This is a genomic window from Bacillus sp. LQ16 (assembly GCF_057784645.1).
In genome coordinates, this window is the sequence record NZ_CM173491.1 from 5118600 (window position 1) to 5131997 (window position 13398).

Annotated in this window: 14 protein-coding genes; 7 read left to right on the top strand and 7 right to left on the bottom strand. The window is 35.7% G+C overall.

The window, feature by feature from the left end; translation table 11 throughout:
• The first annotated feature begins 163 nt into the window (after positions 1 to 163).
• Both AC3EMB_RS26005 and AC3EMB_RS26010 read left to right on the top strand, forming a co-directional pair.
• Positions 164 to 1060, top strand: a complete 897-nt coding sequence (locus tag AC3EMB_RS26005; RefSeq protein WP_488517364.1) for a cell wall-binding protein EntA — start codon at positions 164 to 166, stop codon at positions 1058 to 1060.
• A gap of 85 nt (positions 1061 to 1145) precedes the next feature.
• Entirely contained in the window at positions 1146 to 1448 is a 303-nt protein-coding gene (locus AC3EMB_RS26010; RefSeq protein ID WP_001102541.1) for a DUF3910 family protein, read from the top strand.
• Between the two features lie 203 nt (positions 1449 to 1651).
• On the opposite strand, the gene AC3EMB_RS26015 is transcribed toward AC3EMB_RS26010, so the two are convergent.
• Genes AC3EMB_RS26015 through AC3EMB_RS26025 form a run of 3 tightly spaced genes read right to left on the bottom strand, consistent with a single transcriptional unit; the run spans position 1652 to position 5091 of the window.
• Positions 1652 to 3031, bottom strand: a complete 1380-nt coding sequence (locus AC3EMB_RS26015) for a zinc ribbon domain-containing protein (protein ID WP_488517365.1) — start codon at positions 3029 to 3031, stop codon at positions 1652 to 1654.
• A gap of 12 nt (positions 3032 to 3043) precedes the next feature.
• Positions 3044 to 4594 carry a zinc ribbon domain-containing protein gene (locus AC3EMB_RS26020; protein WP_098125980.1) on the bottom strand — a complete coding sequence of 517 codons (1551 nt, stop codon included), beginning with the start codon at positions 4592 to 4594 and terminating at the stop codon, positions 3044 to 3046.
• A 5-nt stretch (positions 4595 to 4599) separates the two neighbouring features.
• The gene (locus AC3EMB_RS26025) at positions 4600 to 5091 is read right to left on the bottom strand and encodes a zinc ribbon domain-containing protein (RefSeq protein WP_001281749.1); all 492 of its coding nucleotides are present in this window, start codon (positions 5089 to 5091) and stop codon (positions 4600 to 4602) included.
• A 158-nt stretch (positions 5092 to 5249) separates the two neighbouring features.
• Here AC3EMB_RS26025 and AC3EMB_RS26030 point away from each other — a divergent pair, with 158 nt between their 5' ends.
• Positions 5250 to 6869 carry an SWIM zinc finger family protein gene (locus tag AC3EMB_RS26030; protein WP_000939149.1) on the top strand — a complete coding sequence of 540 codons (1620 nt, stop codon included), beginning with the start codon at positions 5250 to 5252 and terminating at the stop codon, positions 6867 to 6869.
• Positions 6853 to 9609, top strand: a complete 2757-nt coding sequence (locus tag AC3EMB_RS26035) for a DEAD/DEAH box helicase (RefSeq protein ID WP_488517366.1) — start codon at positions 6853 to 6855, stop codon at positions 9607 to 9609. The genes AC3EMB_RS26030 and AC3EMB_RS26035 overlap by 17 nt, the downstream gene beginning before the upstream one ends.
• A gap of 71 nt (positions 9610 to 9680) precedes the next feature.
• Here AC3EMB_RS26035 and AC3EMB_RS26040 read toward each other — a convergent pair whose 3' ends face one another.
• On the bottom strand, positions 9681 to 10166 hold the full coding sequence (locus tag AC3EMB_RS26040) for a VanZ family protein (protein WP_023523524.1): 486 nt from the start codon (positions 10164 to 10166) through the stop codon (positions 9681 to 9683).
• A 111-nt stretch (positions 10167 to 10277) separates the two neighbouring features.
• On the opposite strand from AC3EMB_RS26040, the gene AC3EMB_RS26045 reads away from it, so the two are divergent.
• On the top strand, positions 10278 to 10502 hold the full coding sequence (locus AC3EMB_RS26045; RefSeq protein WP_000963861.1) for a DUF1659 domain-containing protein: 225 nt from the start codon (positions 10278 to 10280) through the stop codon (positions 10500 to 10502).
• Between the two features lie 115 nt (positions 10503 to 10617).
• Complete coding sequence (locus AC3EMB_RS26050; protein WP_001197593.1) at positions 10618 to 10833, top strand: DUF2922 domain-containing protein; 216 nt, start codon at positions 10618 to 10620, stop codon at positions 10831 to 10833.
• 21 nt (positions 10834 to 10854) lie between these two features.
• Here the strand turns inward: AC3EMB_RS26050 and AC3EMB_RS26055 are convergent, their stop codons facing one another.
• The gene (locus AC3EMB_RS26055) at positions 10855 to 11253 is read right to left on the bottom strand and encodes a DUF4359 domain-containing protein (RefSeq protein WP_000731405.1); all 399 of its coding nucleotides are present in this window, start codon (positions 11251 to 11253) and stop codon (positions 10855 to 10857) included.
• 192 nt (positions 11254 to 11445) lie between these two features.
• Here AC3EMB_RS26055 and AC3EMB_RS26060 point away from each other — a divergent pair, with 192 nt between their 5' ends.
• A complete protein-coding gene (locus AC3EMB_RS26060) occupies positions 11446 to 11952 on the top strand; it encodes a competence protein ComK (RefSeq protein ID WP_488517367.1) in 507 nt (168 codons plus the stop codon).
• A gap of 55 nt (positions 11953 to 12007) precedes the next feature.
• Here the strand turns inward: AC3EMB_RS26060 and AC3EMB_RS26065 are convergent, their stop codons facing one another.
• Positions 12008 to 12478 carry a sigma-70 family RNA polymerase sigma factor gene (locus AC3EMB_RS26065; protein WP_488517368.1) on the bottom strand — a complete coding sequence of 157 codons (471 nt, stop codon included), beginning with the start codon at positions 12476 to 12478 and terminating at the stop codon, positions 12008 to 12010.
• 219 nt (positions 12479 to 12697) lie between these two features.
• The gene (gene yknW, locus AC3EMB_RS26070) at positions 12698 to 13366 is read right to left on the bottom strand and encodes a YknW family membrane protein (RefSeq protein WP_488517369.1); all 669 of its coding nucleotides are present in this window, start codon (positions 13364 to 13366) and stop codon (positions 12698 to 12700) included.
• Positions 13367 to 13398: the final 32 nt, after the last annotated feature.

The following is a 13398-nucleotide window of genomic DNA, read 5'->3' on the forward strand; positions in this document are numbered from 1 at the left end:
ACCTATGAGTCATATAGAATGAAAAACGCTTTCCTATATTTTTTGTTATATTACAGGATGTTAACGACTTATTACGAATGGTTTGTAATTGTGTGTTTTCCCCAAATCCGAAAAAATCTGTTGCTATAATGAGGACACGAAAACAAACGCAATGGAGGCTATCATGAAAAAATTAATTGGTATAGCAACAGCAGCAGTTTTTGGTCTTGGGATTTTCACATCATCTGCTAATGCAGAAACTGTTGTAACAACAGACGTACTAAACGTACGCGAAAACCCTACTACGGAATCAAAAGTTGTCGGTAAATTACTAAACGGTAATAAGATAGATGTTCAAAATACAGAGAACGGATGGTCAAAAGTTACTTTAGACGGTAAAGACGCATTCGTAAGTGCAGAGTTCACAAAAAGCATCTACTACGTAACAGCTAACGTATTAAACGTACGTGCTGAAGCGAACACAAACTCAGAAATTCTTGGAAAGTTGAAGAAAGACGATGTAATCGAAACAACGAACCAAGTACAAAATGAGTGGTTACAATTTGAATATAACGGTAAAACAGCTTATGTTCATGTTCCTTTCTTAACAGGTACAGCACCTGTAATTGAGAAACAAGAAACGACTGTTCCTGCTAAAGCTGAAGCACCAGCTAAGGCTCAAGCACCAGCTAAGGCTCAAGCACCTGCAGCACAAGCAAAACCAGCTGCTAAGCCTGCTGTGAAAGCTGCTGAAACTAGCACACCATCTGGTGGTCGTGAGTTAACAGTTGTAGCTACAGCATATACAGCTCACCCGAGCGAAAACGGTGGCACATATGGCGGCCGTGTATTAACTGCAATGGGTCATGATTTAACTGCGAATCCAAACATGAAAATGATCGCTGTTGACCCGAAAGTAATCCCATTAGGATCTAAAGTATGGGTAGAAGGTTACGGAGAAGCTATCGCTGGAGATACTGGTGGTGCAATTAAAGGTAACCGTATCGACATCTTACTTGGATCAGATAGCGCTGCTCAAAAATGGGGACGCAAAACTGTTAAAGTGAAAATTTTAAAATAACCAATGACTGCTAAATTACAAGCCGGTTCTCTTTATTGAGAGCTGGCTTTTATTTATTTATAATACATATAAGGAGGCTATGCCCATGAATGTACAAGCAAAAGTAGACTGGATTGGTACGCCAAAGCCGTACATATATAAAGATGAAGTAACATATAACGCTACTTCTATTGATTTCTCACTCGCTGGCGATGATAATCGCTATAAGTTAATTGTGCTCAAGTCTGAAAACAATACACATTACAAAATTGTGCAATATGGAATAAAACCAGGCTCTCAAAAACCATTTCCTATCGACATTCCATTTGAACAAAATATGTTGCCAATTATAGAGCAAATACTACATGATTCGTATGTACAAGCGATATTAAAGGAAACGCACTCATAATCGTAAAAAAAGATATCCCCTCGCCGGATTTTTCGGCTAAGTGATATCTTTTTTATTTTCCCTTCATGAACAAAATTTAAGAAAAATATATCAACGATTTTTCAATTATATCTATCATAACTTACGATATATCAACGGTTACACGAAATATCGATTTAGCTACAAAAAAGAAGCTGTTCAAATATTGAACAGCTTCTCTCATATTAACGAGTTGGACCAGATACATCTTCTGATTTCAACGTATTATTTGCACCAAGAGAATGATACAGCATCTTTCCATTTCCATTCACAATTACAATATGTTCGTTATTAAAACTTTTGAACTTCACAGATCCATCACCGTAACGAATGTGATACTCTTCATATGTCGTTACTTTATATTTCGTATCACTTTGACGCTCTACATTACGAACTTCCATCGTTAATAAGTCTTCTGTAATTCCTTTTTTGTGTAAATACTGTATATAATCACGGTCTTCCTTATACGATTTCCCGCTCTTATCATAATTATTTTCAATTAAACTAAAATCATTTAATGAAATTGCACGTACGTTATCATAAATATGATTTTTTACAAATTCGCCCACTGCTGAATTTGATGTTTCTTTCGGGAATTTTAAGTAATACGTGCTTTGGTCTCCAATTTTAATACTTTCAGATTTCATCACACCAAAATCAGTAGTTTTCTCTAAATGTACTTCTACTGTTTCATCTGTGGATACAGGACCAAGCTTATAACTTCCATAACTTAATTTTCCACGTTTTTTCCCATTCACAAATACAGTTGCATCACTTTCATCAGAAGAAATGCTTACATACTTGCCTTCAAGCGATAAATCAATTTTCACTTTCTCGCTCTGCTCATCCGCTAAATCTACTTCTTTCTCTGTTTCTAATTCAGTAAGTTCTGTCTTCGCCGTTGCCTTTACAACATATGTACCTGGGAAGTATGGCCCCAACTCTTTCGAATTTTTGTCACTAGAAAGCTCTGTTTCTTTTTTGTCATTCACATATATTTCTGCATTCTTTGCAGTTGTACTTACATTCATATAATAAGATTTCATGCTGAATTTATACTTTGGATATAAGAACCACTCTTTTCCCTCTTCTACTATTTCCCCGTCTTTAAATGCAGGTTTATCTTTTGTTAACTTTTGATCTACTGTCTCTTTCTGTAAATAAGACAACAATTGTTTGTTGTAAGAAGGATTCTCTTTTAAATAACGCATGTACGCTTTAATATCCTCTGTCTTAATCTTTAAGCTTGAATCATTTGCTTTCACAAACTCATCAATTGCGTTAATATCTTTCTTTTGGAATGCTTCAATCATTACATTTACTTGCTTTTCTTTTGAAAACTTATATGCTCCAAATTTATATGCCCCAAATAATAAAATAACAATAATAGCTAAACCAATGATTAAAAATAAATTTTTCTTACTTTTCACTGGTTTTGTCTCGCTTTGTAATTCTGTATATGAAGCAGCAGTGTTATCAACGATTACTTCTACTTTACTCCCACACTCAGGACAAAAGTTCAAATGGTCTGCAACGTTCTTTTTACATGTTCCACAAAACTTCAACGTGCTCTCCTCCTATTTTTTAGCTAATTTCATTCCAGCAAATGCTGCTACATATGTCACAATCAAGCTAAACAAAGTTAAATATATAAATGAATTTTGCATAGATAATACCGTTCCACTTGTTCCAAATAAACCTGTTACAGTTCCTGAAACATTAATTTGGAACTTAGAAATCATATTCATTACAATCATCATAATTGTGTAAGAACCACTACATACCGCTAATGTAATATATATATTGGCAGTCGGTAATTTAGCTAACTTTCTTCCCGCTCTAAACATAAAGAACAATGGAATAATAAGCAGTAATAAACCATAATGGAATACGTTATTCACTTTATCAAATTCTGCAAGGCTTTCCTCATTTGCTCCTTTTGAAATCAATATCTCTCTAAGCTCTACGCCATTTACAGAGACGCCTGATATAAATGAAAATGATAGTGTGCTCTCATATGCTTTTGATTTCTTACCAATTCCAGTAAATTCTTTACTAAGTGCTGGACTTGATACTTCTAACGGCGCAAAATGAGCCATACTCCATAATTGAGGTGTTAACTCTAATGCTAATAATGTACTTTCAGATTTTAAAGTTGTTATTTCTTTTAATGGTTCAATACCATCTTCCTTACTTACTAACGCCATAATACAAACCGCTACTGCTGTTACTAAAAGTCCTTTTATCATAGCTGAAACACCGTAATAAACAGACGCTCCATATGGCATTAACTCTTGAAATGCTGCTGCCATATTGTTTTTGCTTGTATGAGCAATAAATCCTAATAAAGTAAATAATGTCCCACATACAAAACCACTCAATAAACTCTTAATCGCTGAATAGCCAACCGTAATCTTACCTGCTTCTGAGAATGGAATTGCAAAAGATTGTGATGCTATAAAACTTATAATGAATAAAAAGACGCCATAAATAATACCAACTGTTGATGCCATAAAAATTTGATCTTTAATCGTTTTCGCAACATGCTGTTTCCCTAACCAAATTCCTGTACCAACGAAAATAATAAATGGAATGATTAGTAGTAATGTAAATGGAGTATGCCAAGATAAAGAAAATATCAATCCACTATCGTCGTTAGCTGTAAAACCAAGTAAATGATAACTTAACATCGTAGAAGTTGCACTCGAATAAAAATTCGGCAACATATCTAATTCTTTCGCAAATTTGCTAAACATCTCACTTATTATAGAAGCAAATAATAAACTACCAATCCAGCCAGCAATTAACATGAGAATACTTGCAACAGCCCCACCAATAAAACCTTTTTGTAAAACGGCTTTATCTGCTTTAAATTCAACTTTAGGAGCACCATCCATTGTAGGCAATTTTACAGATTGTTCTTTTTTCTTCGCAACAAATAAAGAATACCCACACCTTTGACAATATAAATTTTTTTGAGCATTTTCATTGCCACAACCTTTGCAGTATTTTGCAGTATCTTTTTCTAATGTTATTGCATCTATAGCTCCTGCAATCTCCATACTACCTTCATTTGGACAATAATTTACTTCTTCACCATGTTGTTTTCCACATGTGCGACAATACATCTAATTCACTCCCCACTTTGCTTAATTCCACAAACTGGACAGTAAGTAGAGTTTTTATCGATATGCTCATTACATGAAATACAATTTACCGTTTCACCTTCATTTTCTACTGCTAACATTGGGTTAGGCTTTCCACACGAACCACAAAACTTATCATTTATTGATAAAGGTCCACCACATTCACATGTAGCTTTTTCACCTTGTTGTTTTTGCAATTCAACAATGCGTTTTCTTGCTTGATAAATAGCTACATCAAATTCTTGAACTGGAGCAATCATTTCTTTTAAGCTCGCTTCATTTACTCCATTTCCTCTTAATTGAACGTACACTTGCTGTCCAACCTCTAATAGAACCTCTGCTTTTTTCTGCATTTGCACTTGCATTCCCTTTTTCAATTGAGCAATTTCTTGTGCAACTTGCAACTTCATTTTCCCTTGTTCTATTCCTTCTTGTAACTTATTCATTCCACTACCTAACTTCGTCTGTAAATCTGACAAATCATTTCTCCTCCTATACGTATATATTCATATATGAAATTAACATTTTATATATTACCATGATTTTCAAGTTATGTAATCCAAATTTCATTTTTTCTGTTTTGAGCATTTTTTGTTTATAATGGTAAAGGAAAGAAATATGTGTACGGAGGAATATTATGCTGCAACACTCAATTACGAAAGATGAAATTATGATGATTGCGAATGAGTTCGTTCAAGGACTAGATCCACAGCAAACAGCTGATCAGGAACATGTCGCTACAGCTCGGCACCTATATCGTAGTGGTGTTGTCTACAATGTTGACTTTGATGGTTATACACTATCAGGAACTGTAGATGCGGAAGGCAACGTATATAGCGTTCATATTCCGATTCGTAACGTCGCTGAAAGTTATTGTGATTGCTTCGCACCAACACAATGTGAGCATATGCTTGCTGTATTACTATCTGCAGCGTCTAGTTTCGGGCAAGTAGGAGATGTATTAACTTTATTTAAAAATAATACGAAACCTTCCCTTCCTCCTATTCGAACTGCAAGACAAGTATTGCAATCATCAGCTTTTGAAGAAACCGATTATAAAAGTTGGCAATCGTATTTTGAAAAAGAATATGAATCATTTAAAAAAGAACAAGCTCGGCTTACTTATAAACAAATGTATTTTCTTATGAGTATCTTTACAGATTTCTATACGAAACTTGAGCGGAAAGCTCCGCGTGTCATTGCGATACATGAATTATTCAGGTTACACGCAGCACTTTACTGCTTTCAAAAGTTATTAGAAGAAATTCAGGCATTCGACGCAAACAAAACGTATTCTTATCACCAACCTGTTAATGTCATTCGCCTATTTGTAGACAAAGTGGAATCCATCGTTCGGGACTTACAATCAGAAGCGATTCCTTCAGAGTCTGAAATAATTTTACAAGAAACAGCTCGTCTCGTTCATGAAGTATTCTTCTCTACCGACACTTATACGCAAGAGCGATTTTTCATTTATCGTCACATATGGAGTGAACTTTTAAACAATAAAGAGAAAATACAAGAAGAAGAAAAACGAATCGATACGAAAATCAATCCACTATCCAAAGCGTTAGCGTCTTCCCATCTTCTCTTTTTGAATGACGAAGATCTACTAGCGATGGACTTACTAAAAAAACAGCCTGCTTCTGTTGTGAGTCTATACTTCTATTGGTTAGAAGAACTATTAAGTGCCATGCAGTGGGATCGTGCGAAAAATTGGCTTTCCTTTACGTATAAACAAGTAAAGAAAACAATCCAAGATCACGAAAATACGATTTTTATAAAAGATGTCGTTCGCCTATTTGTAATCATGTATGAAACATATGCAACACATACAAATGAACAAGCTGGTTTCGAAATGATCTTACAAGAACTATTACCGTATAGTTTCACAAACTATGAACAGTACGTACTCGCGAAAAAACAGTATCGCACATGGGCAGAGCTTCATCTCCTATATGGATTTGAAGCAATTGAACTGTTAAAAGAGCCACTGAAAGATATTGAAAAAGAAGCGCCAGAAGCGGCACTTCCTCTTTACCATCTTGCTGCTGTAGAGGCGATTGAAGAACGAAATCGTAAATCATATAAACGCGCAGTTCGTTACTTAAAGAAATTACGCACATTATATAAACGATTAAAACGCACCGATGAATGGGATGCTTTCATTATTCACATCGCCAATCTCCATTCACGTCTGCGTGCACTACAAGAGGAATTACGGAAAGGAAAATTAATCGATGATCAATCAAACTGAAGTAACAATTAGGCTCCAGCATGTTAGTCAAGGTTGGTTCCTTTGGGGAGAAGATGACAGCGGTACTCCATTATCCGTAACAAGTTGGAAACGAAATGCATTCACATGGCACTCCACTTCTTTCTACGGTACGTTTCTAAAAGAAGCAACCTTCGAAGGAAAACAAGGTGTTATGCTAACAAACGCACAAGCATTTGAATACATTGCAAACAAACCGATGAATTCATTTGCACATATGCAAATAAACGGACCTATTACAGCCCTTACGAAAGATGCAAATGAATTATGGGATGCCTTTACGAGTGGTAGCTTCGTACCAGATATGAATCATTGGTCCAAACAACCATCTTGGAAAGTTCAAAATACAGCAATTGAAGATGACACATTAGCATCTCTTTTCTCAGCAGCAGTTAATGAAAGCATATTACAAGATAATCGCTCAAATGACGGCTGGGAAGATGCCAAAAGACTATATGAACATTACGACTTTACGAAAAGACAATTGGAAACAGCACTACATGAAGAAGATTGGCTTCGAAAAATTGGTTATATTGAAGATGATCTTCCGTTTACAATCGGACTAAGATTGCAAGAGCCACAAGAAGAATTTGAAATGTGGAAGCTTGAAACAATTGTGACACCAAAGCGCGGGGCGCATCGCATATATGTATATGAAAACATCGATTCCTTACCGAAAAGATGGCACGATTACGAAGAACGGATTACAGAGACACAAGAAGGTTTTAGTAAGCTCATACCGTGGTTAAAAGAAGGAGATACGTTCCGAAATGAGCTCTTTGAAACCGAAGCGTGGAACTTCTTAACAGAAGCAAGCAATGAATTACTTGCAGCTGGCATTACAATTTTACTACCATCATGGTGGCAAAATTTAAAAGCAACAAAACCGAAATTACGTGTCCAGTTGAAGCAAAATACAGCACAAACACAATCGTTCTTCGGTATGAATACGCTCGTTAATTTTGACTGGCGCATTTCGACAAACGGCATTGATTTATCAGAAAGCGAATTTTTCGAACTCGTTGAACAAAACAAACGTCTATTTAATATAAACGGTCAATGGATGCGACTAGATCCAGCCTTTATCGAAGAAGTAAGGAAACTCATGAACCGTGCCGATAAATACGGACTAGAGATGAAAGATGTCCTGCAGCAACATTTATCAAATACGGCTGAAACGGAAATTGTAGAAGATAATAGCCCGTTTACTGATATTGAAATCGAACTAGATGGATATTATGAAGAACTCTTCCAGAAGCTGCTTCATATTGGAGATATTCCAAAAGTAGATGTCCCTACTTCACTAAACGCAACACTTCGTCCGTATCAACAACACGGTATTGAATGGTTATTATATTTACGAAAGCTTGGATTTGGAGCATTGCTAGCTGACGATATGGGACTCGGTAAAAGTATTCAAACAATCTCTTACTTACTATATATAAAAGAAAACAATCTCAAAACAGGCCCTGCATTAATCGTAGCGCCGACATCTGTTCTTGGAAATTGGCAAAAAGAATTTGAGCGTTTCGCACCGAATTTACGTGTTCAATTACATTACGGAAGTAATAGAGATAAGGGCAATTTATTTGAAGATTTCCTTCAATCGGCAGATGTTGTATTAACATCTTATGCATTGGCTCAGCTCGATGAGGAAGAACTGACTTCATTATGCTGGGATGCTGTTATTTTGGATGAAGCACAAAATATTAAGAACCCACATACGAAACAGTCGAAAGCAGTACGAAACTTGCAAGCAAATCACAAAATCGCTTTAACTGGTACGCCGATGGAAAATCGCCTCGCTGAACTTTGGTCCATTTTCGACTTTATTAATCATGGATATCTCGGAAGCTTAGGGCAATTCCAGCGCCGCTTCGTCACACCGATTGAAAAAGATCGTGATGAAGGAAAAATCCAACAAGTTCAACGGTTTATCTCACCATTTTTACTGCGCCGAACGAAGAAAGATCAAACAGTCGCATTAAATTTACCAGATAAACAAGAACAAAAAGCTTACTGTCCTCTTACTGGTGAACAAGCTTCCTTATATGAACAACTTGTTCAAGATACACTGCAAAATGTCGAAGGATTAAGCGGAATTGAAAGACGTGGCTTTATATTACTTATGCTGAACAAGCTAAAACAAATTTGTAATCATCCTGCTCTTTATTTAAAAGAAGAAGAGCCACAAAATGTCGTTGAACGCTCCATGAAAACAAAAATATTAATGGAGCTCATCGAAAATATAAAAAATCAAAATGAAAGTTGCCTCATCTTCACTCAATACATCGGCATGGGGAACATGCTAAAACGTGTGCTAGAAGAAAAATTCGGCCAGCGTGTCCTCTTCTTAAACGGTAGTGTACCGAAAAAAGATCGTGACAAGATGATTGAGGAATTCCAAAATGGAACGTATGACATTTTTATCTTATCCTTAAAAGCTGGCGGAACAGGATTAAACTTAACCGCTGCCAACCATGTCATTCACTACGATCGTTGGTGGAATCCAGCTGTGGAAAATCAAGCAACAGACCGCGCATATCGCATTGGTCAAAAACGATTTGTTCATGTTCACAAACTCATTACAACAGGAACATTAGAAGAAAAAATTGATGAAATGCTAGAAAGAAAACAATCTCTAAACAATGCGGTCATCACAAGCGATAGTTGGATGACTGAACTATCAACAGACGAACTAAAAGAATTACTCGGTGTATAAAGTGAAACTTTAATCAGGCCAGTTACGGGAAATTTTACTACCCGCAAAAAAGAGCTAATCTCGAAATGAGATTAGCTCTTTTTTCTATTCCAAAACCAATTACTTATTATAATCCCGGTTAATCCGCCGCACGTATCAAGCAATGAATCTTGCCACATTGGTGTACGGTCCCCCGTATACCATTGATGGATTTCATCAAATGTTGCATAACCTGCCACGAAAAGAAGGGCATATATAAAACATCTTTTCCTCGAATGACCTGATCGATGAAAAGCGTAATAAATCAATGAACCTAGCATAAAGAACACCATAAAATGAGCACCTTTACGAAGGAAAAACTCAATAAATCCGCCTACACCTTTATTGGCAATACTAACAGGGGTTCCTCCACCATAATCGATAGATACCCATGAAAAATGCTCTTTCACAAATTCAACATTCACATATTGTTCAATATCTGAACGCATATCCTGCTTTTTATATGGTTGTGCCGAAGAATAGAAAATCAGCCCCATCCATAGTAATACAGGAATCCAAAATAACCATTTACGATTCATTATCCAGAATTCTCCTCTCTTAATCTTTTAAGGGTACCAAAAAAAAGAAAAAATTTCACGCCAAAACATGACATTTGTACCCTATTTATAAAGTGAAAGGAGGTGATACACATGGCAATTGAAACAATCGTAATGGATTTAACTTTACGTCTTGTCTTAAACAACGGATTAGATAAGAACGGCAAAACAGTTTTCAAGAGCAAACAATTTAAACGTGTTAAAACAAATGCGAGCTTAGATCAAGTACACAACGTAGCTCATGCTCTCGCTTCCTTACAAGCATCACCACTTCACGCTGTACAACTTGTTAGCACATCAGATCTTTCTAAACTATAAAGTAAAACTCGGATCAGTGGGGATTTTATTCATCCCCGCTGATTATTAGCCGCAATTTAACCAGCAGACCCGAGTCCCGTAAATAGCGGGATAAATACAAAGGAGGGAATAACACATGCAAGTACTAGAGTTAATTTTCGCGAAAGAAGATGGAAAAACAGTCGTTTTTTCTATCGATACGCCCATCACACCAATCGATGCACAAGTCGTAAATCAAGTAATGGATACAATCCTTGCCTCATCTGTATTTTCATCCATTGATGAAAATACAAGAAAAAAGGGAGCTCGCCTTGTAGAAAAAAATGTATCTGAAGTTCCAATTACTCTATAAAATGAAAAAGACGAATCTGCATCATTTTGCAGATTCGTCTTTTTTCTTCGGCATTTCAATCGGAATAAAAATCTTTGAAAAACCGACGCATACGTACTTATAATGTTCTTCACCTATATCAAACTCAGTCGTATATGTTGAGAAGAATATATAATCATTTCGCTTCGTATAATGATCAATTAATAACCCAACTTGTGGCTCAACATACTTTTTCGCTAACTTTTTACCGGCCGATGCCAAGTCGCCAAGGAGACCCTCTTCATTCTCTTTTTGAACTTCATCTAGCTTCTTACTCACATCATTACGCTTCATAAACTGCTTCGCTGCCCATTCTGTATATTCTCCTTTACTCGGATTGCTGTTTGCTAAATATACTAGGAGAACGACAACTAAAGCCATAATAATATACTTTTTCTTCATACTATATCACCGCCTACTCTTTTCTATTTTCATATATATGTACAAGCGATGCAAATTAGAAAGACTATCACCTATTGATTGTAAACGAATAGCCAAAATTTACAATACAAAACAAAATATTAACACTTAATTTACTTATTCCATATATAATTATATTCGAAATATTAATTTCATAAGGGAGGACTTAAAATCATGAATGATGAAAATAACATTATTATTTCTAGTTCTACTATGATGCTTGTTCCATACAATCACCCTTATTATCGTACAAAACTTATCGACAGTAGCGGAGATGATCTTCGTTCCTGCCAAACCTCATTACAACTCATCAAACAATCTTGCTTAACCCATATTCACTCTACTTATCAAGGCAGGCGTAATGCAGTCCAAACAAATTTTAGATTTAAACAAAACGTTCCAATTCCAATTAATCATCGGGAATACATTTGTACTTTTCCAACAGAATCTCCTTCATCTCCAAACTGTATATGGCTATTTTATAACCACATACACGATATAGAATTTTGCCAAAAGATTAAAAAGACTAAAATACACTTTTCAAATGGCACCACTACAACAATATCTATCAGTCCCCATAAATTGCAGCAACAATTATTAAAAGCTGGATACATACTATCTCGTATGAACATGCAAGATTCACTACAATTTAAAAACCCCTTGTTACATTTACTACATTAAACTAACAAGTAGAATGGAAAGCAACATCTCTTGCCTTCCATTCTTATATTAATATTTATCCTCTTACACTATCTCGCATTTTCTCGAGTGCTTGCCGATACATCCATCTTACTTGATAATATGTCATTTCCATCTCTAACGCGATTTCTCCCATCGTCTTCCCTACAAAAAAACGTTCAAAAACAATATACTTCTCCTTCTCATCTAATACACTCATAAATTCCTTCACTCTCATTTCAACGTCTTCATAATGAAAGATATCCTCATACTCTCCTACACATACACATCTCTCCTGCACTGTGAACTCTTTCTTCAATCTCTCTAATATATAACCTCGCACCGTTACAACTGCATATGCAGGGAAACACCCCTTCTCCGCATCAAATCTTTCATATGCATGCCAAAGACCAATTAAACCACATTGATAATACTCTTCATAATCTTTACGAATACCTAATTTCTTTATTTGATTTACAATCATCCCTTCATACAAAACAACTGCCTCTGTAAAAGTCGCTGGCTTCACACAGTACCCGTTTCTAAAAGGTATACCTTTCTAGTATTCCGCGGTACCTTCACAATATAAAAATAAAGAAAAGATTTCACTGTGAGTAATTTCAAATACTACCGACGGAATTTGAAATTACACTATGTAGTATTTGAAATTTTGTTGGCGGTATTTGAAGTAAGGGTAAAAATAAAAAAGGTGACTCTCTTGAAGAGTCACCTTTTTTATTTTATTTCCTTATTGGAACATACCTTGTAAAGCTCCCATTCCAAGAGTTAAAACAAAGAAAACAATAGTAATAATTGTTGCCTGCTTTTTAGTTAAACCTGCTGTAATTTGAAGACCTAGCCATGTAACTGCATATCCCCAGATTGTAAACACTTCAAATTTACTTACAATGCCTTTTACAACACCACTACTTGAAGTAAAGATTGGCTCTAGGCCAGTGTACATTTCTTGACCTGATCCACCTAAAATATATGCTAAAATCGTATTTATTAATAAACCTAGTAATGAAATAACACTTGAATATACAGTAATCGCTAATAACTTTTTAAAAGAAGTATCATTGCTTATAAACACCATTAACACTTTATACACCACAGCACTAAGTAGAAAGACAAATGCCATACTAATAGCAATTACCCCAAATCCCATACCGTATGTCATTGCAGCTGAAACAGTAACACCTAATTCCTTATTAAGTTTAATTGCCTCAGGTGTTAGAGAATATACATAAGCAGCAAATCCCCCAACAAGCCCAGCTATTAAAACAAGTAGCCAAAATGCACCCCAAACTGCATTACTCGTCTTCATTCTCTCAAACTGCTCACCTGGAGAAGTAATCATTCCAAATAATGATGGCTTTTTTGAAACTACATCTTGCGTATTAATATTTGCTTCCATTATAACGCCTCCTTCTATTTATATAACCCGTT

Bases quoted from the DNA above. Each gene is read 5' to 3' on its own strand.
- AC3EMB_RS26005 (WP_488517364.1), top strand. From the start codon at position 164: ATGAAAAAATTAATTGGTATAGCAACAGCAGCAGTTTTTGGTCTTGGG.
- AC3EMB_RS26010 (WP_001102541.1), top strand. From the start codon at position 1,146: ATGAATGTACAAGCAAAAGTAGACTGGATTGGTACGCCAAAGCCGTAC.
- AC3EMB_RS26020 (WP_098125980.1), bottom strand. From the start codon at position 4,594: ATGTATTGTCGCACATGTGGAAAACAACATGGTGAAGAAGTAAATTAT.
- AC3EMB_RS26030 (WP_000939149.1), top strand. From the start codon at position 5,250: ATGCTGCAACACTCAATTACGAAAGATGAAATTATGATGATTGCGAAT.
- AC3EMB_RS26035 (WP_488517366.1), top strand. From the start codon at position 6,853: ATGATCAATCAAACTGAAGTAACAATTAGGCTCCAGCATGTTAGTCAA.
- AC3EMB_RS26040 (WP_023523524.1), bottom strand. From the start codon at position 10,166: ATGAATCGTAAATGGTTATTTTGGATTCCTGTATTACTATGGATGGGG.
- AC3EMB_RS26045 (WP_000963861.1), top strand. From the start codon at position 10,278: ATGGCAATTGAAACAATCGTAATGGATTTAACTTTACGTCTTGTCTTA.
- AC3EMB_RS26050 (WP_001197593.1), top strand. From the start codon at position 10,618: ATGCAAGTACTAGAGTTAATTTTCGCGAAAGAAGATGGAAAAACAGTC.
- AC3EMB_RS26055 (WP_000731405.1), bottom strand. From the start codon at position 11,253: ATGAAGAAAAAGTATATTATTATGGCTTTAGTTGTCGTTCTCCTAGTA.
- AC3EMB_RS26060 (WP_488517367.1), top strand. From the start codon at position 11,446: ATGAATGATGAAAATAACATTATTATTTCTAGTTCTACTATGATGCTT.
- yknW (WP_488517369.1), bottom strand. From the start codon at position 13,366: ATGGAAGCAAATATTAATACGCAAGATGTAGTTTCAAAAAAGCCATCA.